General features: G+C 51.3%; 22 protein-coding genes. 13 read left to right on the top strand and 9 right to left on the bottom strand.

What is annotated here, in order from left to right; all coding sequences use genetic code 11:
• Positions 1-2: 2 nt before the first annotated feature.
• The 4 genes from accB to acuI all read right to left on the bottom strand — a co-directional run bounded on the left by accB (position 3) and on the right by acuI (position 3548).
• Positions 3-473 carry an acetyl-CoA carboxylase biotin carboxyl carrier protein gene (gene accB / locus A9587_RS07690; RefSeq protein WP_000354618.1) on the bottom strand — a complete coding sequence of 157 codons (471 nt, stop codon included), beginning with the start codon at positions 471-473 and terminating at the stop codon, positions 3-5.
• Between the two features lie 398 nt (positions 474-871).
• Positions 872-1471, bottom strand: a complete 600-nt coding sequence (msrQ, locus tag A9587_RS07680) for a protein-methionine-sulfoxide reductase heme-binding subunit MsrQ (RefSeq protein ID WP_001240070.1) — start codon at positions 1469-1471, stop codon at positions 872-874.
• A complete protein-coding gene (msrP, locus tag A9587_RS07675) occupies positions 1472-2476 on the bottom strand; it encodes a protein-methionine-sulfoxide reductase catalytic subunit MsrP (protein ID WP_000723884.1) in 1005 nt (334 codons plus the stop codon).
• A gap of 97 nt (positions 2477-2573) precedes the next feature.
• Positions 2574-3548 carry an acrylyl-CoA reductase (NADPH) gene (gene acuI, locus A9587_RS07670; protein WP_001148445.1) on the bottom strand — a complete coding sequence of 325 codons (975 nt, stop codon included), beginning with the start codon at positions 3546-3548 and terminating at the stop codon, positions 2574-2576.
• A 151-nt stretch (positions 3549-3699) separates the two neighbouring features.
• Here acuI and csrD point away from each other — a divergent pair, with 151 nt between their 5' ends.
• The 8 genes from csrD (at position 3700) to tldD (ending at position 16142) form a co-directional block, all read left to right on the top strand.
• The gene (gene csrD / locus A9587_RS07665) at positions 3700-5640 is read left to right on the top strand and encodes an RNase E specificity factor CsrD (protein WP_016249262.1); all 1941 of its coding nucleotides are present in this window, start codon (positions 3700-3702) and stop codon (positions 5638-5640) included.
• A 304-nt stretch (positions 5641-5944) separates the two neighbouring features.
• Positions 5945-6988, top strand: coding sequence for a rod shape-determining protein MreB (gene mreB / locus A9587_RS07650; RefSeq protein WP_000913396.1), 1044 nt, complete (start codon positions 5945-5947; stop codon positions 6986-6988).
• Positions 6989-7053: 65 nt separating this feature from the next.
• A complete protein-coding gene (mreC, locus tag A9587_RS07645) occupies positions 7054-8124 on the top strand; it encodes a rod shape-determining protein MreC (protein ID WP_000802529.1) in 1071 nt (356 codons plus the stop codon).
• The gene (mreD, locus tag A9587_RS07640) at positions 8124-8612 is read left to right on the top strand and encodes a rod shape-determining protein MreD (RefSeq protein WP_000135266.1); all 489 of its coding nucleotides are present in this window, start codon (positions 8124-8126) and stop codon (positions 8610-8612) included. Before mreC ends, mreD begins: the two co-directional genes overlap by 1 nt.
• 8 nt (positions 8613-8620) lie before the next feature.
• Positions 8621-9214, top strand: a complete 594-nt coding sequence (gene yhdE / locus A9587_RS07635) for a nucleoside triphosphate pyrophosphatase YhdE (protein WP_001517187.1) — start codon at positions 8621-8623, stop codon at positions 9212-9214.
• Positions 9204-10673 (top strand): ribonuclease G, encoded by a 1470-nt coding sequence (gene rng / locus A9587_RS07630; RefSeq protein ID WP_000123205.1) that lies wholly within the window; start codon positions 9204-9206, stop codon positions 10671-10673. The genes yhdE and rng overlap by 11 nt, the downstream gene beginning before the upstream one ends.
• A 67-nt stretch (positions 10674-10740) precedes the next feature.
• A complete protein-coding gene (gene yhdP / locus A9587_RS07625; protein ID WP_105263593.1) occupies positions 10741-14541 on the top strand; it encodes an AsmA2 domain-containing protein YhdP in 3801 nt (1266 codons plus the stop codon).
• A 155-nt stretch (positions 14542-14696) separates the two neighbouring features.
• Positions 14697-16142 carry a metalloprotease TldD gene (gene tldD / locus A9587_RS07620; protein ID WP_001517185.1) on the top strand — a complete coding sequence of 482 codons (1446 nt, stop codon included), beginning with the start codon at positions 14697-14699 and terminating at the stop codon, positions 16140-16142.
• Positions 16143-16223: 81 nt separating this feature from the next.
• Here the strand turns inward: tldD and aaeR are convergent, their stop codons facing one another.
• On the bottom strand, positions 16224-17153 hold the full coding sequence (gene aaeR / locus A9587_RS07615) for an HTH-type transcriptional activator AaeR (protein ID WP_000440306.1): 930 nt from the start codon (positions 17151-17153) through the stop codon (positions 16224-16226).
• Positions 17154-17335: 182 nt separating this feature from the next.
• On the opposite strand from aaeR, the gene aaeX reads away from it, so the two are divergent.
• The 4 genes from aaeX (at position 17336) to A9587_RS07595 (ending at position 20989) form a co-directional block, all read left to right on the top strand.
• The gene (gene aaeX / locus A9587_RS07610; RefSeq protein WP_000051841.1) at positions 17336-17539 is read left to right on the top strand and encodes a p-hydroxybenzoic acid efflux pump operon protein AaeX; all 204 of its coding nucleotides are present in this window, start codon (positions 17336-17338) and stop codon (positions 17537-17539) included.
• Between the two features lie 7 nt (positions 17540-17546).
• Entirely contained in the window at positions 17547-18479 is a 933-nt protein-coding gene (gene aaeA, locus A9587_RS07605; RefSeq protein WP_000854025.1) for a p-hydroxybenzoic acid efflux pump subunit AaeA, read from the top strand.
• Between the two features lie 5 nt (positions 18480-18484).
• Positions 18485-20452 (top strand): p-hydroxybenzoic acid efflux pump subunit AaeB, encoded by a 1968-nt coding sequence (gene aaeB, locus A9587_RS07600; RefSeq protein ID WP_105263592.1) that lies wholly within the window; start codon positions 18485-18487, stop codon positions 20450-20452.
• Between the two features lie 264 nt (positions 20453-20716).
• The gene (locus tag A9587_RS07595; RefSeq protein WP_001028998.1) at positions 20717-20989 is read left to right on the top strand and encodes a barstar family protein; all 273 of its coding nucleotides are present in this window, start codon (positions 20717-20719) and stop codon (positions 20987-20989) included.
• Positions 20990-21044: 55 nt separating this feature from the next.
• Here the strand turns inward: A9587_RS07595 and yhcN are convergent, their stop codons facing one another.
• Positions 21045-21308 carry a peroxide/acid stress response protein YhcN gene (gene yhcN, locus A9587_RS07590; RefSeq protein ID WP_000695690.1) on the bottom strand — a complete coding sequence of 88 codons (264 nt, stop codon included), beginning with the start codon at positions 21306-21308 and terminating at the stop codon, positions 21045-21047.
• A 363-nt stretch (positions 21309-21671) separates the two neighbouring features.
• The gene (argR, locus tag A9587_RS07585; protein WP_001257843.1) at positions 21672-22142 is read right to left on the bottom strand and encodes a transcriptional regulator ArgR; all 471 of its coding nucleotides are present in this window, start codon (positions 22140-22142) and stop codon (positions 21672-21674) included.
• 434 nt (positions 22143-22576) lie between these two features.
• Here argR and mdh point away from each other — a divergent pair, with 434 nt between their 5' ends.
• A complete protein-coding gene (gene mdh / locus A9587_RS07580; protein ID WP_010377442.1) occupies positions 22577-23515 on the top strand; it encodes a malate dehydrogenase in 939 nt (312 codons plus the stop codon).
• 62 nt (positions 23516-23577) lie between these two features.
• Here the strand turns inward: mdh and degS are convergent, their stop codons facing one another.
• Together degS and degQ are read right to left on the bottom strand one after the other, a co-directional pair.
• Positions 23578-24645, bottom strand: a complete 1068-nt coding sequence (gene degS, locus A9587_RS07575; protein ID WP_000497718.1) for an outer membrane-stress sensor serine endopeptidase DegS — start codon at positions 24643-24645, stop codon at positions 23578-23580.
• Between the two features lie 89 nt (positions 24646-24734).
• The gene (gene degQ, locus A9587_RS07570; protein ID WP_000745037.1) at positions 24735-26102 is read right to left on the bottom strand and encodes a serine endoprotease DegQ; all 1368 of its coding nucleotides are present in this window, start codon (positions 26100-26102) and stop codon (positions 24735-24737) included.
• Positions 26103-26153: the final 51 nt, after the last annotated feature.

Genomic DNA, 26153 nt, shown 5'->3' with positions numbered 1-26153 from the left:
CGTTACTCGATGACGACCAGCGGCTCGTCAAATTCTACCGGTTGTCCACTTTCGACCAGAATTGCTTTCACAGTACCGGATTTGTCTGCTTCGATCTGGTTCATCATTTTCATGGCTTCAACGATGCACAGGGTATCGCCCACGTTCACTTTCTGACCCACTTCGATGAACGCTTTCGCGTCCGGGCTTGGGGTGCGGTAGAAAGTACCAACCATTGGGGAACGTACGATGTGACCACTGATTTCCGCTGCTGCTGGCGCTTCCATGGAAGGAACGGTCGCCGGAGCGGCTGCGTTAGACTGAGCTGGCTGCTGCATCATTGGTGCAGCGTAAGCTTGTTGCATCATCGGGAAACTTGCGGCAGGTGCTGCACGGCTGATGCGTACTGACTCTTCGCCTTCAGAAATTTCCAGTTCAGAGATGCCTGATTCTTCAACCAGCTCGATCAGTTTTTTAATCTTACGAATATCCATGAGTGGGTTCCGTACTCTTTGTTTAGTGTGATTGTGACAGGCGTTTCACCGCCGTCTGTAAAGCGTATGCCCCGACAGTAGCTGTATGCATAGCGATAAATTCCAGCCAGCCGGGACGCCGGTCTATTTTGCCCCAGAGTGTCAATGTGAGACTTGACGGACATTGTGCAGCGATCTGCTGCCATTCTCCGGCAAAAAACAAAATATACCTTCGTTTCGCCATTGTCACCTTTTCCGCAGCTCAAAAACTGCGTTAGGGAGAACGAGGTCGCACATTATAACGATTTCGTAGCAAATGGCAGCTAAATACTGGTCTTATCAGGGAAGATAATCAACAGCTAACATGTAAATAACTTTCAACGCCGCGTATTTTGCAACAAGCCGCACAGTTCATGAAATTAGCGCCACCATTGACGGAACTTCTTATAACGTAAGGCTAAAAGCAGTAAAGCCAGCCCAGCGTAGATGATTGGCTGTGGTGAGATAATCTTTACTGACCACAGATAATGTATGGGGGCCAGGATCGCGACAAGATAGACGAAGTTATGCAATTGTTGCCAGCGTTTGCCTAAGTTTCGCTGCATCGCCTGCGTGGAAGTGAATGTTAAAGCCAGTAAAATCAGCCAACTGATAATTCCGAGCGTTAAATAAGGTCGGGTGACTAATTCCTGACCCAATAACGTCAGATTATTCACTCCCAGCTCCAGCAAGGCATAACTGGTTAAGTGCAGCGTTGCCCAGGCGAAACACCATAAACCCAACAGGCGGCGAGTGCGAATCAATAATGGTTGTTTAGCGTAGCGCGCCAGCGGCGTAACCAACAAGGTCGCCAGCAAGAATTTCAGCGCAGTCCGACCGGTAAAATGCTGAATATCTTTCACCGGATCGGCACTTAATCCACCGTGGTTAATTGCCCACATCAGCCAGACAAACGGCAAAAATCCGGCAAGATGCAGGCAAACTTTCAGCCATGTCACTTGTTTTGCTGTCAGTCGCACTTAGAAATTCTCCCGTAAATCCAGTCCACGATAAAGCGACGCTACTTGATCGGCGTATCCGTTAAACAACAGCGTTGGCTGACGTTGTACATCAAGAATGCCACCTGAACCGATAAACCGTTCGGTAGCCTGCGACCAACGGGGATGATCAACATGCGGATTGACGTTGGCATAAAAGCCGTATTCATCGGGCGCAGCCAGATTCCAGGTGGTTGGCGGACGCTCCCGGGTCAGCTTAATACTGACAATCGATTTAATCCCTTTAAAGCCATATTTCCACGGCACAATCAGCCGTACCGGTGCGCCATTTTGCGGCGGTAACGCCTTGCCATAAACACCAACGGTCATCAGTGTGAGCGGATGCATCGCTTCGTCGAGACGTAATCCTTCTATATAAGGATATTTCAGGCCGCCGCCAATAAACCGGTCCTGCTGGCCTGGCATCTGTTCCGGCGCATAAATGGTTTCGAAGGCGACGTATTTCGCGTTACTGGTCGGTTCTGCCAGTGCCAGCAATTTGTGCAGCGGAAAACCAATCCACGGCACCACCATCGACCATGCTTCTACGCAACGCATACGATAAATCCGCTCTTCCAGCGGGAAACGACGGGTCAGTGCATCATGATCGAGGGTTAACGGTTTAGCGACTTCACCGCTGATTTTCAACGTCCACGGATCAGTTTTCAGACTGCCGGCATTTGCCGCTGGATCGGCTTTATCCAGTCCGAACTCATAGAAGTTGTTATAGCCGGAAACTTTATCTTCCGGCGTCAGTGGCAGGTTATTTTGCCAGGCGGCAGGCCTGCTGAATTCTAATGGCTTTCCGGCTGGTGCGGGCGGGCGATCGTTACCCTTAAACCAGCTAAGCAGGTCGGCATGAGTAGTGGTTGGTAGAGAAAGTGCAGCAGCGCTGATGCCTAACGTTTTCAGAATCTGCCGACGTTGCATAAAAAAAGCCGATTCGGCAGTGACATCGGCTTCTGTAAGTTGACGAATTTTTTTCATAACAGACTCCCGGTATGCTCCTGATTACTATGGCAGGGAGAATGTCAAAGTGCTGCTAAAATTCGTTAACGATATGTAAATTATTTTGTGCGAAATCTTAGCTTATTTTTACCAATGTGCGCCCTTGCACCTGGTTATTAATAATGGCTTCAGCAAACTTCGGAGCATCTGCCAGCGAAATTTCTTTTGCTGCCTGCGAATAGAATGATTCCGGTAGATCTGCGACCAGACGCTGCCAGGCTTGCGCGCGGCGTTCTGGTGGCGTCATGACTGAATCCACCCCTTGTAAACGGACATTACGCAGAATGAACGGCATTACCGTGGTTGGCAGGGCAAAGCCACCCGCCAGACCACAGGCTGCCACACAGCCACCGTAGTTCATTTGTGCCAGTACTTTCGCCAGCACTTTGTCGCCAACAGTATCAATCGCGCCAGCCCAAAGCTGTTTTTCCAGTGGACGGGATTCAGCAAACTCATCGCGCGGCAAAATACGGCTGGCACCTAACCTTTTCAGGTATTCATGGGTACTTTCACGACCAGAAACGGCAACGACCTGATAACCCAACTTATGCAACAGTGCTACGGCCGTACTGCCGACGCCGCCGCTGGCGCCCGTAACGACAATTTCGCCATCCTGCGGATGAATACCGGCATCTTCCAGCGCCATTACGCACAGCATGGCGGTAAACCCGGCAGTACCGATAACCATCGCTTTACGCGCGTCCAGACCTTGCGGCATGGCAACCAGCCAGTCACCTTTCACGCGCGCCTGCTGTGCCAGCCCGCCCCAGTGGTTTTCACCAACGCCCCAACCGGTGAGTAACACTTCCTGACCGGCATGAAAACGAGGATCTTCACTGGCGCGTACGATTCCTGCGAAGTCTATGCCAGGAATCATCGGAAAATTGCGGATGATTTTTCCTTTACCGGTAATCGCCAGCGCATCTTTATAATTCAGGCTCGACCAGTGGACATCGACCGTCACATCGCCTTCCGGCAGGCGACTTGCGTCCAGAGTCTGTACAGATGCGAGGGTTTTGCCGTCCTGCTGTTCTAAAAGTAACGCCTGCATAAGAGGTCCTCATGTGCATGATGGATTGGAAAATAATTTCTGAAGACTATACTCGCTAATGGAAAAGCAAAGCCGATGAAGCGCAATAAATTGCGAGATAAATCTGATTTGCTGGTATGCCCGCGTCCTCACTATCGGAGTTAACACAAGGATGAGATTAACGACGAAATTTTCGGCCTTTGTCACGCTGCTCACCGGGTTAACAATTTTTGTGACTCTGCTGGGCTGCTCGCTTAGTTTCTACAACGCCATTCAGTATAAGTTTAGTCATCGTGTTCAGGCAGTGGCGACGGCGATCGATACCCATCTTGTGTCGAATGACTTCAGCACATTGAGGCCACAAATCAGCGAACTGATGATGTCGGCGGATATCGTTCGCGTGGATCTTTTGCACGATAAAAAACAGGTTTATACCCAGTCCCGCAATGGCAGCTACCGTCCGGTTGGTACTAGCGATCTGTTTCGCGAGCTGACTGTACCGTTGATTAAACATCCGGGGATGTCTCTGCATTTGGTGTATCAGGACCCGATGGGCAACTATTTCCACTCGCTGATGACCACTGCACCGCTCACTGGTGCGATTGGATTTATCATTATTATGCTCTTCCTGGCTGTACGCTGGTTGCAACGGCAACTTGCCGGGCAAGAACTGCTGGAAACCCGCGCCACTCGTATCTTAAACGGTGAGCGCGGCACGAATGTGCTGGGCACCATCTATGAATGGCCGCCAGGGGCCAGCAGTGCACTGGATACGCTGCTTTGCGAAATTCAGAATGCGCGCGAACAGCACAGTCGTCTCGATACGCTGATTCGTTCCTATGCTGCGCAGGATATTAAAACTGGCCTCAATAACCGCCTCTTTTTCGACAACCAACTGGCAACGTTACTGGAAGATCAGGAGAAAGTAGGGACTCACGGGATCGTGATGATGATCCGCCTGCCGGATTTCAATATGTTGAGCGACACCTGGGGGCACAGTCAGGTTGAAGAACAACTCTTTACCCTGACAAATTTGTTATCGACATTTATGATGCGCTATCCGGGGTCGCTGCTGGCACGTTATCACCGTAGCGATTTTGCCGTGCTGTTGCCACACCGGACATTAAAAGAGGCGGAGAGCATTGCCGGGCAATTGATCAAGGCGGTTGATACCTTACCGAGTAATAAAATGCTCGATCGTGATGATATGATTCACATCGGCATCTGTGCCTGGCGTAGTGGGCAGGATACCGAACAGGTGATGGAACATGCTGAATCCGCTACGCGCAATGCCGGATTACAGGGCGGCAACAGTTGGGCCATTTACGATGACTCGTTACCTGAAAAAGGGCGCGGTAACGTTCGTTGGCGTACGCTCATTGAGCAAATGCTTAGCCGCGGCGGCCCGCGTCTTTATCAGAAACCGGCGGTTACCCGTGAGGGGCAGGTTCATCACCGCGAGCTGATGTGCCGCATCTTTGATGGTAATGAAGAGGTCAGCTCGGCGGAATATATGCCGATGGTGTTGCAGTTTGGCTTATCGGAAGAGTATGACCGCCTGCAAGTCAGTCGCCTCATCCCGCTGCTACGCTATTGGCCGCAAGAAAATCTGGCGATTCAGGTCACCGTTGAGTCGTTGATTCGTCCACGTTTCCAGCGTTGGCTACGCGATACGTTGATGCAATGTGAAAAATCGCAACGAAAACGCATAATTATTGAACTTGCAGAGGCTGATGTTGGTCAACATATCGGTCGCTTGCAACCTGTTATTCGTTTAGTGAATGCTTTAGGGGTTCGGGTCGCCGTCAACCAGGCCGGATTGACGCTGGTAAGTACCCGTTGGATCAAAGAACTTAATGTTGAATTACTCAAGCTCCATCCGGGGCTGGTAAGAAACATTGAGAAGCGAACAGAGAATCAATTGTTGGTTCAGAGCATGGTAGAAGCGTGTTCCGGGACCAACACTCAGGTTTACGCTACGGGCGTACGTTCGCGAAGCGAGTGGCAGACCCTGATTCAGCGCGGGGTTTTAGGTGGACAGGGGGATTTTTTCGCGTCCTCACAGCCACTTGATACTAACGTGAAAAAATATTCACAAAGATACTCGGTTTAACCTGCCGTTTGATCCGTTTTCACGTAGAATAATGCGCGCTGCGTTTCACGGGAGCGTGCTTGTCTGTTCGCCAGATTGTTGCAGCACATATGCAGATGAATGACCTTACGCAGTTGCAAACAGGCGAGGAATGCTACTGATGCATTTAGCCTCTCTGGACTCAGGTAGAGATTTGTAACAAAGGAAACAAACTGCACTAATTTTCACCGCAGCAGATGATTTTTGCGCCTTGTCGCTGCTGCGTGTGGTTGGTAAAGTAAGCGGATTTTCTTTTCCGCCCCAGCTTTCAGGATTATCCCTTAGTATGTTGAAAAAATTTCGTGGCATGTTTTCCAATGACTTGTCCATTGACCTGGGTACTGCGAATACCCTTATTTATGTAAAAGGACAAGGCATCGTATTGAATGAGCCTTCCGTGGTGGCCATTCGTCAGGATCGTGCCGGTTCACCGAAAAGCGTAGCTGCAGTAGGTCATGACGCGAAGCAGATGCTGGGCCGCACGCCAGGCAATATCGCTGCCATTCGCCCAATGAAAGATGGCGTTATCGCTGACTTCTTTGTGACTGAAAAGATGCTCCAGCACTTTATCAAACAAGTGCACAGCAACAGCTTTATGCGTCCAAGCCCGCGTGTTCTGGTTTGTGTGCCGGTTGGTGCTACCCAGGTTGAGCGCCGTGCTATTCGTGAATCCGCGCAGGGCGCAGGTGCCCGCGAAGTCTTCCTGATTGAAGAACCGATGGCCGCAGCAATCGGTGCAGGCTTGCCGGTATCTGAAGCAACCGGTTCAATGGTGGTTGATATCGGTGGCGGTACTACTGAAGTTGCCGTTATTTCTCTGAACGGCGTGGTTTACTCCTCTTCTGTACGTATCGGTGGTGACCGCTTCGACGAAGCGATCATCAACTACGTTCGCCGTAACTATGGCTCTTTGATCGGTGAAGCGACCGCAGAACGTATCAAACACGAAATCGGTTCTGCTTATCCGGGCGATGAAGTCCGTGAAATCGAAGTTCGTGGCCGTAACCTGGCAGAAGGTGTGCCACGCGGCTTTACGCTGAACTCCAACGAAATCCTTGAAGCGCTGCAAGAGCCGCTGACCGGCATCGTTAGCGCGGTGATGGTTGCGCTGGAACAGTGTCCGCCGGAACTCGCTTCCGACATCTCCGAGCGCGGAATGGTGCTCACTGGCGGTGGTGCGTTGCTGCGTAACCTTGACCGTTTGTTAATGGAAGAAACCGGCATTCCAGTTGTTGTTGCTGAAGACCCGCTGACCTGTGTGGCGCGTGGTGGCGGCAAGGCGCTGGAAATGATCGACATGCACGGCGGCGACCTGTTCAGCGAAGAGTAATCGGATGCAGGCAGGGGTAGCGTCTGTTTACCCTGCCTGATCTGATACGAGAATACGCATAACTTATGAAGCCAATTTTTAGCCGTGGCCCGTCGCTACAGATTCGCCTTATTCTGGCGGTGCTGGTGGCGCTCGGCGTTATTATTGCCGACAGTCGCCTGGGGACGTTTAGTCAAATCCGTACTTATATGGATACCGCCGTCAGTCCTTTCTACTTTATTTCTAATGCTCCTCGAGAATTGCTGGATGGCGTATCGCAGACGCTGGCCTCGCGCGATCAACTAGAACTTGAAAACCGGGCGTTACGTCAAGAACTGCTGTTGAAAAACAGCGAGCTGCTGATGCTTGGACAATACAAACAGGAGAACGCGCGTCTGCGCGAGCTGCTGGGTTCTCCGCTGCGTCAGGATGAGCAGAAGATGGTGACCCAGGTTATCTCTACGGTTAACGATCCGTACAGCGATCAGGTTGTTATCGACAAAGGCAGCGTTAACGGGGTTTATGAAGGTCAGCCGGTCATCAGCGATAAAGGTGTTGTTGGTCAGGTGGTAGCGGTCGCAAAACTGACCAGCCGCGTGCTGCTGATCTGTGACGCGACCCATGCGCTGCCAATTCAGGTACTTCGTAACGATATCCGCGTAATTGCAGCGGGTAACGGTTGTACTGATGATTTACAACTTGAGCATCTGCCAGCGAATACTGATATTCGTGTTGGTGATGTATTGGTGACATCTGGTCTTGGTGGTCGTTTCCCGGAAGGTTATCCGGTGGCGGTCGTCTCTTCCGTGAAGCTCGATACCCAGCGCGCTTATACCGTGATTCAGGCTCGTCCGACTGCGGGTCTGCAACGTTTGCGTTATCTGTTGCTGCTGTGGGGCGCGGATCGTAACGGCGCTAATCCAATGACGCCGGAAGAAGTGCATCGCGTTGCTAATGAACGCCTGATGCAAATGATGCCGCAGGTGTTGCCTTCGCCAGATGCAATGGGACCAAAACTTCCGGAACCGGCAACGGGAATTACCCAGCCAGATCCGCAGCAACCAGCAACGGGTACTGCCACTAACCGCTCTCCACAAGGGGTTACGCCGCCGCAAAGTGGTGCTCAACCGCCTGCACGTGCGCCGGGAGGGCAATAGTGGCGAGATATCGTAGCCAGGGACGCTGGGTTATCTGGCTCTCTTTCCTCATCGCGTTGTTACTACAAATTATGCCCTGGCCGGATAACCTCATCGTTTTCCGGCCAAACTGGGTATTACTCATTTTATTGTATTGGATCCTGGCCTTGCCCCATCGCGTAAATGTGGGCACAGGTTTTGTGATGGGTGCCATACTGGATCTGATCAGCGGTTCTACGCTCGGTGTACGGGCGTTGTCGATGAGTATCATTGCTTATCTGGTAGCGCTGAAATTCCAGCTTTTCCGCAACCTGGCATTATGGCAGCAGGCGCTGGTCGTCATGTTGCTTTCGCTGGTAGTGGATATTATTGTTTTCTGGTCAGAGTTTTTGGTGATCAACGTCTCTTTCAGACCCGAAGTGTTCTGGAGTAGTGTAGTCAATGGTGTGCTCTGGCCGTGGATTTTCTTGCTGATGCGCAAAATCCGTCAGCAGTTTGCAGTGCAATAAAGGTTTCTATGACTTCTCTGTATTTAGCTTCCGGTTCTCCACGTCGTCAGGAGTTACTTGCGCAACTTGGCCTCACTTTCGAACGTATTGTTACGGGCATTGAGGAGCAGCGTCATCCGCAGGAGAGCGCGCAGCAGTATGTTGTGCGTCTGGCGCGCGAAAAAGCGCAAGCGGGCGTCGAGCAAGCAGCGCAGGATTTGCCTGTGCTGGGGGCGGATACTATCGTGATCCTGAATGGAGAAGTGTTAGAGAAACCGCGCGACGCAGAACATGCGGCGCAGATGTTACGCAAATTATCGGGACAGACCCATCAGGTAATGACAGCAGTGGCGCTGGCCGACAGCCAGCACATTCTCGATTGCCTGGTGGTTACCGATGTGACTTTCAGAATGTTAACAGGTGAAGACATCGCGGGCTATGTCGCCAGCGGTGAACCGTTAGATAAAGCAGGTGCATACGGTATTCAGGGGCTGGGTGGTTGTTTTGTCAGGAAGATAAATGGCAGCTATCACGCCGTAGTCGGCTTACCGCTGGTTGAAACGTATGAATTATTAAGTAATTTTAACGCACTGCGTGAGAAAAGGGATAAACATGACGGCTGAATTGTTGGTAAACGTAACGCCTTCGGAAACGCGAGTGGCGTATATTGATGGCGGCATTCTGCAGGAAATTCATATTGAACGTGAGGCGCGACGCGGAATCGTAGGCAATATCTACAAGGGTCGTGTAAGTCGTGTACTTCCGGGTATGCAGGCGGCTTTTGTAGATATTGGGCTGGAGAAAGCCGCGTTTCTACACGCTTCTGACATTATGCCGCACACCGAATGTGTGGCGGGCGAGGAACAAAAGCAGTTCACGGTACGCGACATTTCGGAACTGGTCCGCCAGGGGCAAGATCTGATGGTACAGGTGGTGAAAGACCCTCTGGGCACCAAAGGCGCGCGCCTGACCACGGATATCACGCTGCCGTCTCGCTATCTGGTGTTTATGCCTGGCGCATCCCACGTTGGGGTTTCCCAACGCATTGAAAGTGAATCCGAACGTGAACGCCTGAAAAAAGTGGTCGCAGAGTATTGTGACGAGCAGGGTGGGTTTATCATCCGTACCGCAGCGGAAGGTGTTGGCGAAGCAGAACTGGCTTCCGATGCCGCTTATTTGAAGCGCGTGTGGACTAAAGTGATGGAGCGTAAAAAGCGCCCACAGACTCGTTATCAACTGTATGGCGAACTGGCGCTGGCACAGCGTGTCCTGCGTGATTTTGCTGATGCCGAACTGGACCGTATTCGCGTTGACTCGCGTCTGACTTACGAAGCATTGCTGGAGTTTACCTCGGAATACATTCCTGAGATGACCAGCAAGCTGGAGCATTACACGGGCCGCCAGCCGATTTTCGATCTCTTTGATGTAGAAAATGAAATTCAGCGGGCGCTGGAGCGCAAAGTTGAGCTGAAGTCCGGTGGCTATCTGATTATCGATCAGACCGAAGCAATGACTACTGTGGATATTAATACCGGGGCGTTTGTCGGTCATCGCAATCTGGACGACACCATTTTCAATACCAATATTGAAGCGACGCAGGCTATTGCTCGCCAGTTACGGTTGCGTAACCTGGGCGGGATTATCATCATTGATTTCATTGACATGAATAATGAAGATCACCGTCGTCGCGTGCTTCATTCACTGGAACAGGCGTTGAGCAAAGACCGGGTAAAAACCAGCGTTAACGGTTTCTCGGCACTGGGACTGGTGGAGATGACGCGTAAGCGAACCCGCGAAAGTATTGAGCACGTACTGTGTAATGAATGCCCAACCTGCCACGGTCGCGGAACGGTGAAAACGGTGGAAACCGTATGTTATGAAATCATGCGAGAAATCGTTCGTGTGCACCATGCTTACGACTCTGACCGTTTCCTGGTCTATGCTTCTCCGGCAGTAGCCGAAGCCTTGAAAGGCGAAGAGTCGCACTCACTGGCGGAAGTGGAAATTTTCGTTGGCAAACAGGTTAAAGTACAAATTGAACCGCTCTATAACCAGGAGCAGTTTGATGTCGTTATGATGTAAACAGATGCTGGGTCGCCATCCGGCAAAGGGTTTTTGAGTCACATTTTTAGCAGACAAGGAGTGACGGGTGAGGCGATTGCCGGGGATTTTACTGCTTACTGGAGCCGCGCTCGTTGTGATCGCTGCGCTGCTGGTCAGCGGCCTGCGTATTGCTTTACCGTACCTCGACGCCTGGCGTCCGGAAATCCTCAACAAAATAGAATCTGCTACCGGAATGCCGGTGGCTGCCAGTCAACTCTCTGCCAGTTGGCAGAATTTTGGTCCGACGCTTGAAGCACGCGACATTCGTGCAGAGCTAAAAGATGGCGGTGAGTTTTCGGTTAAACGCGTCACCCTGGCGCTGGATGTCTGGCAGAGCCTGCTGCATATGCGCTGGCAGTTTCGCGATCTCACTTTCTGGCAACTGCGCTTTCGCACCAATACACCAATTTCCAGCGACAGCGGTAATGACAGCCTGGAAGCCAGCCACATCAGCGATCTTTTTCTACGCCAGTTCGATCACTTCGATCTCCGCGATAGCGAAGTCAGCTTTCTGACGCCATCAGGCCAGCGTGCTGAACTGGCGATCCCGCAACTTACCTGGCTTAACGATCCGCGTCGGCACCGTGCGGAAGGCCAGGTAAGTCTCTCCAGCCTTACCGGACAGCACGGCGTGATGCAGGTGCGGATGGATCTGCGTGATGACGAGGGGTTGTTAAGCAACGGTCGCGTATGGCTACAGGCTGATGATATCGACCTGAAACCGTGGCTGGGTAAATGGATGCAGGACAACATTGCGCTGGAAACGGCGCAGTTCTCGCTGGAAGGCTGGATGACGATCGACAAAGGCGATGTGACCGGTGGCGACGTCTGGCTGAAACAGGGCGGCGCAAGCTGGTTGGGTGAGAAGAAAGCGCATTCGCTGTCGGTGGATAATCTGACCGCACATATTACGCGTGAAAATCCGGGCTGGCAGTTTTCTATTCCTGATACTCGTATCACTATGGACGGCAAACCCTGGCCAAGCGGGGCATTGACGCTGGCCTGGATACCGGAACAGGACGTTGGTGGGAAAAATAATAAACGCAGTGACGAACTACGTATTCGCGCCAGCAATCTGGAACTGGCTGGGCTGGAAGGCATACGCCCGTTGGCAGCGAAACTTTCACCTGCTTTGGGGGATATCTGGCGTTCCACGCAACCGAGCGGCAAGATCAACACGTTGGCACTGGATATCCCGCTTCAGGCTGCAGAAAAGACCCGCTTTCAGGCATCGTGGAGCGATCTGGCCTGGAAGCAATGGAAATTACTACCGGGGGCGGAACATTTCTCCGGGACGCTTTCCGGTAGCGTAGAAAATGGTTTGCTTACCGCTTCCATGAAGCAGGCGAAAATGCCTTACGAAACGGTATTTCGTGCGCCGCTGGAAATTGTCGACGGCAAGGCGGCCTTAAGCTGGCTGAATAACGATAAGGGTTTTCAGCTCGATGGCCGCAATATTGATGTCAAAGCCAAAGCCGTCCATGCGCGTGGTGGTTTCCGTTACCTGCAACCGGCTAATGATGAACCCTGGCTGGGCATTCTGGCTGGCATCAGTACCGATGATGGTTCGCAAGCCTGGCGCTATTTCCCGGAAAACCTGATGGGTAAAGACCTGGTTGATTACTTAAGTGGGGCGATTCAGGGTGGTGAGGCGGAGAACGCGACGCTGGTTTATGGCGGCAATCCGCATCTTTTTCCATACAAACACAACGAAGGTCAGTTTGAGGTGTTGGTGCCGCTGCGTAATGCGAAGTTTGCTTTCCAGCCGGACTGGCCAGCATTAACTAATCTCGATATTGAACTGGACTTTATTAACGACGGTTTATGGATGAAAACCGATGGCGTTAATCTGGGTGGCGTGCGTGCCAGCAATCTCACCGCAGTGATCCCTGACTACTCGAAAGAAAAGTTGCTGATTGATGCTGACATAAAAGGTCCGGGCAAAGCTGTTGGCCCTTATTTTGATGAGACGCCGCTGAAGGATTCGCTGGGGGCGACCCTGCAAGAACTCCAGCTCGACGGCGATGTGAATGCTCGCTTACATCTCGATATCCCGCTGGACGGCGAGCTGGTTACAGCGAAAGGCGAAGTGACGCTGCGTAACAACAGTCTGTTTATCAAACCGCTTGATAGCACTCTGAAAAATTTGAGCGGCAAATTCAGCTTTATCAATGGCGATCTACAAAGCGAATCACTAACCGCAAACTGGTTTAACCAGCCACTGAACGTGGATTTTTCCACCAAAGAAGGGGCGAAAGCCTACCAGGTTGCGGTGAATCTCAACGGCAACTGGCAACCAGCGAAAACTGGCGTTCTGCCTGAAGCGCTGAATGAAGCGTTAAGCGGCAGTATGGCATGGGATGGTAAAGTGGGCATTGAGCTACCTTATCAAGCTGGCGCAACGTATAACGTTGAACTGAACGGCGATCTGAAGAATGTGAGCAGTCACTTACCTTCACCGTTAGCCAAACCTGCTGGCGAACCGTTGCCAATTAACGTTAAGGTCAACGGCAATCTCAACAGCTTTGAATTAACCGGACAGGCTGGCGCGGATAACCATTTCAATAGCCGCTGGTTGCTCGGTCAAAAGCTGACGCTCGATCGCGCCATCTGGGCGGCAGACAGCAAAACGCTCCCTCCGTTACCGGAGCAAAGTGGTGTTGAACTCAATATGCCGCCGATGAACGGTGCCGAGTGGCTGGCCTTGTTCCAGAAAGGCGCAACGGAAAAAGTTGGCAGCGCAGCGAGTTTCCCTCAGCACATTACGCTACGTACACCGATGTTGTCGCTGGGAAATCAGCAATGGAATAACCTGAGCATTGTTTCGCAACCGATGGCAAATGGTACGCAGGTCGAGGCGCAAGGGCGTGAAATCAACGCTACGCTGGCGATGCGTAATAACGCACCGTGGTTAGCGAATATCAAATATCTCTATTACAACCCGAGCGTGGCAAAAACTCGTGGTGATTCAACGCCGTCATCACCTTTCCCGACAACGGAGCGTATCAGCTTCCGTGGCTGGCCGGATGCGCAAATACGTTGCGCAGAATGTTGGTTATGGGGGCAAAAATTCGGCCGCATCGACAGTGATATCACCATTTCCGGCGATACGTTAACCCTGACCAACGGGCTGATTGATACCGGTTTCTCGCGGCTCACTGCTGATGGTGAATGGGTTAATAATCCCGGAAATCAACGGACATCGCTGAAAGGAAAACTGCGCGGACAGAAAATTGATGCTGCCGCAGAATTTTTTGGTGTTACGACGCCAATACGCCAGTCATCATTTAATGTGGATTACGATTTGCACTGGCGTAAATCGCCGTGGCAGCCAGACGAGGCGACATTGAACGGCATCATTCATACACAACTGGGCAAAGGTGAAATTACCGAAATTAGCACCGGACATGCCGGACAGTTGCTGCGCTTATTGAGTGTTGATGCCCTGATGCGTAAGCTGCGCTTTGATTTCAGGGATACCTTTGGCGAAGGGTTCTATTTTGACTCCATTCGCAGCACCGCGTGGATTAAAGACGGCGTTATGCACACTGACGACACGCTGGTGGATGGCCTGGAAGCGGATATCGCCATGAAAGGATCGGTAAATCTGGTGCGTCGCGATCTCAATATGGAAGCGGTTGTCGCGCCAGAGATTTCTGCGACAGTGGGCGTGGCTGCGGCCTTTGCGGTTAACCCGATTGTCGGCGCGGCAGTGTTTGCCGCCAGTAAAGTGCTGGGGCCGCTGTGGAGTAAGGTCTCCATTTTGCGCTATCGCATTTCTGGTCGGCTGGATGCTCCGCAAATCAACGAAGTGTTGCGTCAGCCGCGTAAAGAAAAAGCGCAATGATTTGACGAGGGCATGTAATTGCCCCAATCTCATAAGATAATCGTTGCCATAAAACCAACGAACCGGAACAAACCGCAGGCCGGATAAGGCGTTTACGCCGCACCCGGCAGCCGTAAAAAATCCTCTACCGCAGTAACTAACGAGTAGCAAAAACGATGAGTCTGAACCTGGTAAGTGAACAATTGCTAGCGGCGAACGGCCTGAAACATCAGGACTTGTTCGCGATCCTCGGTCAACTGGCCGAACGTCGCCTTGATTATGGCGATCTCTATTTTCAGTCGAGCTATCACGAGTCCTGGGTTTTAGAAGACCGCATTATCAAAGATGGTTCTTACAACATCGATCAGGGTGTTGGCGTGCGTGCAATCAGCGGTGAAAAAACCGGGTTTGCTTACGCAGACCAAATCAGCCTGCTGGCGCTGGAGCAGAGCGCGCAAGCGGCGCGCACCATCGTCCGTGATAGTGGCGATGGCAAAGTACAAACACTGGGCGCGGTAGAGCATAGCCCGCTGTATACCTCGCTTGATCCGCTGCAAAGCATGAGCCGCGAAGAGAAGCTGGATATCCTGCGCCGCGTCGATAAAGTTGCCCGCGAAGCGGACAAGCGCGTACAGGAAGTGACTGCCAGCCTGAGCGGCGTCTATGAATTAATTTTGGTCGCGGCGACTGACGGAACTCTGGCGGCGGATGTCCGCCCTCTGGTGCGTCTTTCCGTGAGCGTTCTGGTCGAAGAAGATGGTAAACGCGAACGTGGTGCCAGCGGCGGCGGCGGTCGTTTCGGTTATGAGTTCTTCCTTGCTGACCTCGATGGTGAAGTTCGCGCTGATGCATGGGCGAAAGAAGCAGTGCGTATGGCACTGGTCAATCTTTCCGCCGTTGCCGCGCCTGCGGGGACTATGCCGGTTGTTCTCGGCGCTGGCTGGCCGGGCGTGTTGTTGCATGAAGCGGTCGGTCACGGCCTGGAAGGCGACTTCAACCGCCGTGGTACATCGGTCTTTAGTGGCCAGCTCGGTGAGCTGGTGGCTTCTGAACTGTGTACCGTGGTTGATGACGGTACGATGGTTGATCGCCGTGGTTCGGTGGCGATTGATGACGAAGGCACACCAGGTCAATACAACGTGTTGATTGAGAACGGGATCCTGAAAGGTTACATGCAGGATAAACTCAATGCGCGTTTAATGGGTATGACGCCGACCGGCAATGGTCGCCGTGAATCTTACGCTCACCTGCCAATGCCGCGTATGACCAACACCTACATGCTGCCGGGTAAATCGACACCGCAGGAAATCATTGAATCCGTTGAGTATGGTATCTATGCGCCGAACTTTGGCGGCGGTCAGGTAGATATCACCTCTGGTAAATTTGTCTTCTCCACCTCAGAAGCGTATCTGATTGAAAACGGTAAAGTGACGAAGCCGGTGAAAGGCGCAACGTTGATTGGTTCCGGTATCGAAACCATGCAGCAGATTTCGATGGTGGGCAACGACCTGAAACTGGATAACGGCGTGGGTGTCTGCGGTAAAGAAGGGCAGAGCCTGCCGGTTGGCGTAGGTCAGCCGACGCTGAAAGTCGATAACCTGACTGTTGGTGGTACAGCGTAATCTGTCCAGGACGGTAAGCGTCGCATCAGGCATCGGTTGCCGGATGCGGCGTGAATGCCTTATTCGACCTGCGCTAAGGAATTACTTCTCTTTCCCACGCCCGTGCATCTCCTGAAAAAGTTTTCCTACCTCGACAAAATAATCCGTTAATGAGTTGATCACTACCTGCACCTTTAACGGCAACTTATCTTTTTCGGTATATAGCGCATAAACCGGGCGAGGATCTGACTGGTAACGCGGCAGCAGGATCTCCAGGTCCCCGCGATTGATCTCATTGATCACCCACATCAGCGGCACGTAGGCGATCCCCGCCCCAGCAGTTAGCCAGCGAACCAGCGTCATCGGATCGTTAGTGACAAATCGCCCTTGTGGGATGAGGCGCGTTGAGATCCCTTCCGGAGCGATCAGTTCAAATTCATTGTCCGGGCGCACACTGTATTCAAGCCATGAATGACTACTTAAATCGGCTGGTTTTTCCGGTACGCCATACTGTGTGAGATAGCTTTTGGCGGCGCACACCACCATTGGCATCGCGCCCAGGCGGCGGGAAAACAGGCTGGAATCTTGTAATGCGCCAACGCGGATCACCACGTCAAGGCCATCGGCAATCAGGTCAGGTGCAGGAATGCCCGTGACCAGATTTACGCTTAAGCCCGGGTACTCTTTCAGCATTTTTGCCGTCAGCCCCGCGAGAACATTTTGTGCCATAGTTGAAGAACAGCCAATACGTAGCGTGCCGATGGGCGTGTTATTGAAAGCATACAGTTGCTCATGAACATCCTGCACTTCATGGAGCATCCGGCGACAGCCTTGATAGTAAATTTTACCCGCTTCGGTCAGGCCAATGCTACGCGTGCTGCGGTTTAGTAGCTTAACCTGCAACTCATCTTCCAGTTTAGATACCGTCTGACTGATGGATGATACGCTCATCTGTAACTGCCTGGCGGCGGCGGTAAAAGAGCCAAATTCAACTACTTTGGCAAAAACCGACATGCGTTTTAGTCGTTCCATTATTCACTCTGACTTAAAAGTGATTTAGATCACATAATATAGATAACAGCATAACAGTTACGCTAATATATTAAATATTAATCTACAGCAATGTTGCTCTCGCCCGGCTTTCCATGCCCTTCTCTGCGGCGACAGATGCTGAAAATAATGACGCCTGCTCTCTCTATACAACCAAGGTCAACATGAGTCTGTTTCCCGTTATCGTGGTGTTTGGGCTGTCCTTCCCACCGATATTTTTCGAATTGCTTTTATCACTGGCGATTTTTTGGCTAGTGCGCCGGGTACTTGTGCCAACAGGTATCTACGACTTTGTCTGGCATCCGGCGTTGTTCAACACCGCGCTCTATTGCTGTTTGTTTTATTTGATATCGCGACTGTTCGTTTGAGGTTGAAGTGAAAACACTAATAAGAAAATTCTCCCGTACGGCCATTACGGTCGTATTAGTCATTCTGGCCTTCATCGCAATTTTTAATGCCTGGGTCTATTACACCGAATCTCCGTGGACGCGTGACGCGCGCTTTAGCGCCGACGTGGTGGCAATTGCGCCGGATGTCTCCGGTCTCATTACCCAAGTGAATGTTCATGATAACCAGTTGGTGAAAAAAGGGCAGGTACTGTTCACCATCGACCAGCCGCGCTATCAAAAGGCGCTCGAGGAAGCACAAGCCGACGTTGCTTATTATCAGGTGCTGGCACAGGAAAAGCGCCAGGAGGCCGGACGTCGTAACCGTCTCGGCATACAGGCGATGTCTCGCGAAGAGATCGACCAGGCCAACAACGTGCTGCAAACGGTCCTGCATCAGTTAGCGAAAGCGCAGGCGACCCGCGATCTGGCAAAACTGGATCTTGAACGCACAGTGATCCGCGCGCCAGCAGATGGCTGGGTGACCAACCTCAACGTCTATACCGGTGAATTTATTACGCGGGGATCAACGGCCGTTGCACTGGTGAAACAGAACTCCTTCTATGTGTTGGCCTATATGGAAGAAACCAAACTGGAAGGTGTACATCCAGGATATCGCGCAGAGATCACGCCGCTTGGTAGCAATAAAGTGCTGAAAGGTACGGTCGATAGCGTTGCTGCCGGAGTCACTAACGCCAGCAGCACGCGTGATGACAAAGGTATGGCGACTATCGACTCTAACCTGGAGTGGGTGCGTCTGGCGCAGCGTGTTCCGGTACGTATTCGTCTCGACAACCAGCAAGATAACATCTGGCCTGCCGGGACTACCGCCACTGTGGTGGTTACGGGTAAACAAGATCGCGACGAAAGTCAGGATTCGTTCTTCCGAAAAATGGCTCATCGCCTGCGCGAGTTTGGTTAATCACGATGGGTATTTTCTCCATTGCTAACCAACATATTCGCTTCGCGGTAAAACTGGCGACCGCCATTGTGCTGGCGCTGTTTGTTGGTTTTCATTTTCAGCTTGAAACGCCACGCTGGGCGGTACTGACAGCGGCGATTGTTGCCGCAGGTCCGGCCTTTGCAGCCGGTGGAGAACCGTACTCGGGCGCTATTCGCTATCGCGGCTTTTTGCGCATCATCGGCACATTTATAGGCTGTATTGCCGGGTTGGTGATCATTATTGCGATGATCCGCGCGCCATTGTTGATGATTCTGGTGTGCTGTATCTGGGCCGGTTTTTGTACCTGGATTTCTTCGCTGGTACGAGTAGAAAACTCCTATGCGTGGGGGCTGGCGGGTTACACCGCGCTGATCATTGTGATCACCATTCAGCCGGAACCGCTACTTACGCCGCAGTTTGCTGTTGAACGTTGCAGCGAAATCGTCATGGGTATTGTGTGCGCTATTGTGGCGGATCTGCTCTTTTCTCCGCGATCGATTAAGCAAGAGGTGGATCGTGAACTGGAAAGTTTGCTGGTGGCGCAATATCAGTTAATGCAACTGTGTATCAAACATGGCGATGGTGAAGTCGTCGATAAAGCCTGGGGTGACCTGGTTCGACGCACCACGGCGCTGCAAGGAATGCGCAGCAACCTGAATATGGAATCTTCCCGCTGGGCACGCGCCAATCGACGTTTAAAAGCGATCAATACGCTGTCGCTGACGCTGATCACTCAGTCTTGCGAAACCTGGCTGATTCAGAATTCGCGCCCGGAATTGATCACAGATACTTTCCGCGAATTTTTTGACACGCCGGTAGAAACTGCGCAGGACGTCCATAAGCAGCTAAAGCGCCTGCGGAGAGTTATTGCCTGGACCGGGGAGCGCGAAACGCCCATCACCATTTATAGCTGGGTCGCGGCGGCAACGCGCTATCAGTTGCTCAAGCGAGGCGTCATCAGCAACATCAAAATCAACGCGACCGAAGAAGAGATCCTGCAAGGCGAGCCGGAAGTAAAAGTAGAGTCAGCCGAGCGTCATCATGCGATGGTCAATTTCTGGCGCACAACACTTTCCTGCATTCTGGGGACGCTGTTCTGGCTGTGGACCGGATGGACCTCTGGCAGTGGTGCAATGGTAATGATCGCAGTAGTGACCTCGCTGGCAATGCGTTTGCCTAATCCACGCATGGTAGCGATCGACTTTATCTACGGGACGCTGGCGGCGCTGCCGTTAGGGCTGCTCTACTTTTTGGTGATTATCCCCAATACCCAACAGAGTATGTTGCTGCTTTGCCTTAGTCTGGCGGTGCTGGGATTCTTCCTCGGTATCGAAGTGCAGAAACGGCGGCTGGGATCGATGGGGGCGTTAGCCAGTACCATTAACATTATTGTGCTGGATAACCCGATGACCTTTCAGTTCAGCCAGTTTCTCGACAGCGCGTTGGGGCAAATTGTCGGCTGTGTGCTGGCGTTTATTGTCATTCTTTTAGTGCGGGATAAATCGCGTGATCGAACCGGACGCGTACTGCTTAATCAGTTTGTTTCTGCTGCTGTTTCCGCAATGACCACCAATGTTGCGCGTCGTAAAGAGAACCATCTGCCGGCGCTTTATCAGCAGTTGTTTTTGCTGATGAATAAATTTCCCGGCGATTTACCGAAATTTCGCCTGGCGTTGACGATGATTATCGCACACCAGCGCCTGCGCGATGCGCCGATCCCGGTTAACGATGATTTATCGGCATTCCACCGACAAATGCGACGTACCGCGGACCACGTTATTTCTGCCCGTAGCGATGACAAACGCCGTCGTTACTTCGGGCAGTTGCTGGAAGAACTGGAGATTTACCAGGAAAAGTTACGCATCTGGCAAGCACCGCCGCAGGTTACAGAACCGGTGTATCGGCTTACCAGTATGCTCCATAAGTATCAACATGCGCTGACCGATAGTTAAGTCAAAACCGACGGCAAAAGGTGTCAGTTGATATTGCTGATATACTCCAAATTGCCTGATGCACTACGCTTATCAGGCCTACAAAATTGCATTATATTGAATTTGCACACCCTGGTAGGCCGGATAAAGCGTTCACGCCGCATCCGACATCAACAACGCGCACTTTGTCAATCATCTGAGCCGACGCCAAAAGCGTCGGTTTTTTCATGGCTATACTTAGCGATGATCGGCAGAACTCGCCGCGAAACGTGATGGTGGCAACAGATGAATATCTATAGCTTTGATTTTGATGAGATTGAGAGTCAGGAGGACTTTTATCGCGACTTTCGCCAAACCTTTGGTCTGGCGAAAGATAAGGTACGCGATCTCGACTCTCTGTGGGATGTGTTAATGAACGATGTCCTGCCACTACCGCTGGAGATTGAGTTTGTTCATCTGGGAGAGAAAACGCGTCGCCGTTTTGGCGCGTTAATACTGTTGTTTGATGAGGCAGAAGAAGAGCTGGAAGGACATTTGCGTTTTAATGTTCGCCATTAGCGCAAAAAAAAGCCTCCGAACCGGAGGCAATCTCGTCGGACAAGACGATGAGGGTTTATTTGTACAGTTCAGCCGTGGCGTGCCAGGTATCACCGCTACGAGCTTCAGTAATCTGGTAGGCCGTTGCGCCCTTCTCTTCCGCTTTTTTGTTCAGCATTTCACGCATATCCATCGGTGAAGAGGCAACGCCACTTACGGATACAGTACCGATAGCTTCACGATTTTGTGCTTGTGCAGCATCAATGGAATCGGCAGCGAATGCACCGAAAGAGAGAACAGAAAGTACGCTTAATGCAGCAACAGTGGTTTTGATTTTCATGATTTTTACCTCGACATAATCTTTTAGTTGGGTCTTTGTTTCGTGACCCATATCACAAAATCAAGTATACACTAATTATTGAGCTAATTAATACCACGCTAACTGTTTCTATTGAATGTAAATTGTTAAAAATTTTAACCTTTATAACAAATTGGAATTAAAAATAGGGTGATTTATAGTAAATGGCATTAATTTCAATAAGATATGTTTTTTTTGCATAATGTGCGTTTTTTACTTTATGTATTCGATGTGTGAATTTTTTGTCTCAAGAAACGCACTATTCGTTAAATAAATGGCAGGGAAAACAAGGGGGACAGGGGACTGCAACATTTTCCCCGCCGCCAGAAGCGACGGGGCAAGAGATTAAAGCTCCTGATCGAACAGCTCTAAGATCGCTTCATACAGGTCTTTGACGGTGAAACCTTTGGCAGGGGTGGTAAAGATGGTGTCATCACCAGCAATGGTGCCAAGAATACCTTCTGCTTTGCCCAAAGAGTCCAGCAGACGCGCAATTAACTGTGCCGCGCCGGGGCTGGTATGAATCACCACAACAGCGTCGTTGTAGTCGATATCCAGCACCAGATTTTTCAGCGGGCTGGACGTGGTTGGTACGCCCAGTTCAGCAGGTAGGCAGTAAACCATTTCCATTTTGGCATTGCGGGTACGTACAGCACCAAACTTGGTCAACATCCGCGAGACTTTAGACTGATTAATATTGTCAAAGCCTTGCTCCTGCAATGCGGCGACGATTTCGCCCTGGGAGCTAAATTTCTCTTCTTTAAGTAACGCTTTAAACGCTTTAACTAATTCTTCTTGCTTAGCCGAGCTTCGCATAAGTCACCCGATATGGTGGTTGATACAACATTATTGTGCATACAGATGAATTTTTATGCAAACAGTCTGCCCTGGAGAAGGCTGAAATAATGTTATGAAAGAGCGGGATTTTATCAAATTTCGTTATTGAGAAACATGCCTGTGTCACGGCGCGTAAATTTCGCTTAAAAGTAAATTAATTGTTATCAAATTGATATTGTTTTGGCTGAACGGTAGGGTATATTGTCACCACCTGTTGGAATGTAGCTCTGATGCATAAGCGGCTGTTAATTACGTAAGTTAGCTCCCTGATTACGTCAATTAAATGCATAAACGCCAAATTTGCGTGACTACACATTCTTGAGAAGTGGTCATTGTAAACTGTGAATTTGTGGATTAAGGTCGCGGCAGCGGAGCAACATATCTTAGTTTATCAATATAATAAGGAGTTTAGGATGAAAGTCGCAGTCCTCGGCGCTGCTGGTGGTATCGGCCAGGCGCTTGCATTACTGTTAAAAACCCAACTGCCTTCAGGTTCAGAACTCTCCCTGTATGATATCGCTCCAGTCACTCCCGGTGTGGCCGTCGATCTGAGCCATATCCCTACTGCTGTGAAAATCAAAGGTTTTTCTGGTGAAGATGCGACTCCGGCGCTGGAAGGTGCGGATGTTGTTCTTATTTCCGCTGGCGTAGCGCGTAAACCGGGTATGGATCGTTCCGACCTGTTTAACGTTAACGCTGGGATCGTGAAAAACCTGGTACAGCAAGTCGCGAAAACCTGCCCGAAAGCGTGCATTGGTATTATCACTAACCCGGTTAATACCACTGTGGCTATCGCTGCAGAAGTGCTGAAAAAAGCCGGTGTTTATGACAAAAACAAGCTGTTTGGCGTCACTACGCTGGATATCATTCGTTCCAACACCTTTGTTGCGGAACTGAAAGGCAAACAACCGGGTGATGTAGAAGTGCCGGTTATTGGCGGTCACTCTGGCGTTACCATTCTGCCGTTGCTGTCGCAGGTTCCTGGCGTCAGCTTTACCGAGCAAGAAGTGGTTGATCTGACCAAACGTATCCAGAACGCGGGTACTGAAGTGGTTGAAGCGAAAGCCGGTGGCGGGTCTGCAACTCTGTCTATGGGCCAGGCGGCTGCACGTTTTGGTCTGTCTCTGGTTCGTGCGCTGCAGGGCGAAAAAGGCGTAGTAGAGTGTGCCTATGTTGAAGGTGACGGTCAGTACGCACGTTTCTTCTCTCAACCGCTGCTGCTGGGTAAAAACGGCGTGGAAGAGCGTAAATCTATCGGCACTCTGAGTGCATTTGAACAGAACGCGCTGGAAGGTATGCTCGATACGCTGAAGAAAGATATCGCTCTGGGCGAAGAGTTCGTTAATAAATAATTGATTAGTAGATAATAAAAAACCGGAGCAACGTCTCCGGTTTTTTGTGCTTAACTCCGGCCTTAATTGGTCGCCGGATATTCCTGAATCGTAACCTGCAACGTTAACTGCTTATCGTCACGCATCACTACAACCGGGATCACCGAACCAGGGCGAATTTCTGCTACCTGATCCATCGTCTCCAGAGCAGAGATAGCCGGTTTGTTATCCACAGAGATAATCAGATCGTTGACCTGGATACCCGCGTTAGCTGCCGGGCCATCAGGTGACACTTCATTAACCACGATCCCTTGCAGTTGATCGATGCCGCCACCCTGGGCGTGCAGAGGAGCAATCTCGCGTCCACCGATACCAATGTAGCCACGGATCACGCGACCATCGCGGATCAACTTATCCATAATTTTGGTCGCTAACTGGAAGGGAATTGCAAAGCCGATACCTTCCGGCGTTTCGCCATCGTTACTCTTATCAAACGACAGCGTGTTGATGCCCATCAATTCGCCCAGCGAGTTAACCAGCGCGCCGCCGGAGTTACCGTGGTTAATGGAGGCATCGGTTTGCAGGAAGTTTTGCCGTCCGGTTGGGTTCAGGCCGATTCGACCCGTGGCGCTGATAATCCCCTGAGTAATGGTTTGTCCGAGGTTGTACGGGTTACCGATCGCCAGCACCACATCGCCAATGTGCGGTACGCGACGAGCATTAATTGGGATAGTGGGTAAACCGCCAGTGGCATTAATTTTAAGCACTGCCAGATCGGTCAGAGAGTCAGATCCCACCAGTAACGCTTCAAAAACACGACCATCCTGTAAGGCGACGATGATCTGATCGGCGTCGTTGATCACGTGTTTGTTGGTGATGATATAACCGCGTTGATCCATGATCACACCAGATCCCAGCGTGCGGATCTCAAGCTGATTGTGTGAGGTCGTATTTAAACCACGGTTATAGACGTTGACTACTGCTGGCGCAGCGCGGCGAACCGCCAGATTATAGCTGGCAGGCGTCTCATCGGTACTGTCGAATTGCGGCGTGGAAAGCGGGTTAATGCTGCGCAGCGAAGGCATGGCAACCAGCAGAATAGCGCCGACAATTAATCCAATCGCAACGGAACGTAAGAGCTTCACAAACATGATGGAGGCGTCGTTAATAAAGGGAACGGCAGCAGCATACCACGAGTTAACCGGACATCACACGTCAGCCTGATGCCCGGTTTGCGACATTAACGCATTAGTAAGTAGATGCTTTCATTGCCGCGTACAATCTGCAGGGCGATGATGGCCGGTTTGGTTGCCAGCACTTTGCGCATTTCAGCAATTGAGTTCACCCGATCGCGGTTTACGCCAATGATCACATCGTCTTTTTGCAAACCAGCCTGGGCGGCAGGGCTACCCTTAACTACTTCATCGATCTTAATGCCTTTGCTGCCATCTTTTAGCTGACCATCGCTCAACGTTGCGCCTTCCAGCGCTGGTGTGATCATCTCAGCACTGGCGGATGATGACGTGCTGGTATCGAGGGTCACTTCCACTTCCAGCGGCTTGCCGTTACGCAGCAGACCGAGCTTCACTTTCGTGCCCGGCTCGGTGGTCGCGATGCGCGAACGCAACTCGGCAAAGCTATTAAGTGGTTTGCCATTGAGGCTGGTAATAATATCACCCGCTTTCACGCCCGCTTTTGCTGAGCCAGAACCTGGTAGCACTTCGCTGACAAATGCTCCGCGTTGTACGTCAAGGTTGAAGGCTTTAGCGATATCGGCACTCATCTCTGTACCTTTGATACCTAACAGGCCGCGTTTGATTTCACCGAAGTCGATAAGTTGCTGTGCCAGGGTGCGGGCCATATTACTCGGAATGGCAAAACCAATCCCGACGCTACCACCGCCAGGAGCAAGGATTGCTGTGTTGATACCAATTAATTCACCGTTAAGGTTTAACAGCGCACCGCCGGAGTTACCACGGTTAATGGAGGCATCGGTCTGGATAAAGTTTTCCAGACCTTCAAGATTCAACCCGCTGCGACCTAATGCGGAAACAATCCCGGAGGTAGCGGTTTGCCCGAGTCCAAACGGGTTACCGACCGCGACGGCAAAATCACCGACGCGCAGTTTATCGGAGTCGGCAATGGCGATCTGCGTTAACTTGCCAGGATTCTGGATTTGCAGCAGGGCAATGTCGCTCTGGTCATCGCCGCCAATCAGCTTCGCATCAAACTCACGCCCGTCATTGAGCTGAATACTGATTTTCTGCGCCTGATTAATGACATGGTTGTTGGTCAGCACATAACCTTTACTGGCATTGATAATGACGCCAGAGCCTAAACCTTCGAAGGGTTGCGCTGGTTGATCCGGTAAATCATCACCAAAAAACTTTTTGAATTCTTCCGGAATTTTCTGCTCCTGGCTGGCGGTTCCTTCGACTCGAACGCTTACTACCGCGGGAAGCACTTTTTCCAGCATCGGGGCCAGACTGGGCAGTGGCGCTTGACCGGCAACCTGAGCGGGAATCGATGCGATGGCCTGAAACGGCGCCGAGAGAGTTAACCCGACACTTAACGCTAATGCACTCAACAGCTGGGTTTGTTTTTTCATTTATTCCTGCTCTCGTACCTGAATGATAAGAAAAAGAGATTCAAAACAGTT

Source organism: Escherichia sp. MOD1-EC6162 (genome assembly GCF_002965125.1).
In the GTDB taxonomy this organism is placed as follows: Bacteria; Pseudomonadota; Gammaproteobacteria; order Enterobacterales; family Enterobacteriaceae; genus Escherichia; species Escherichia marmotae.
This window is presented reverse-complemented; position numbering and strand designations above follow the sequence as displayed.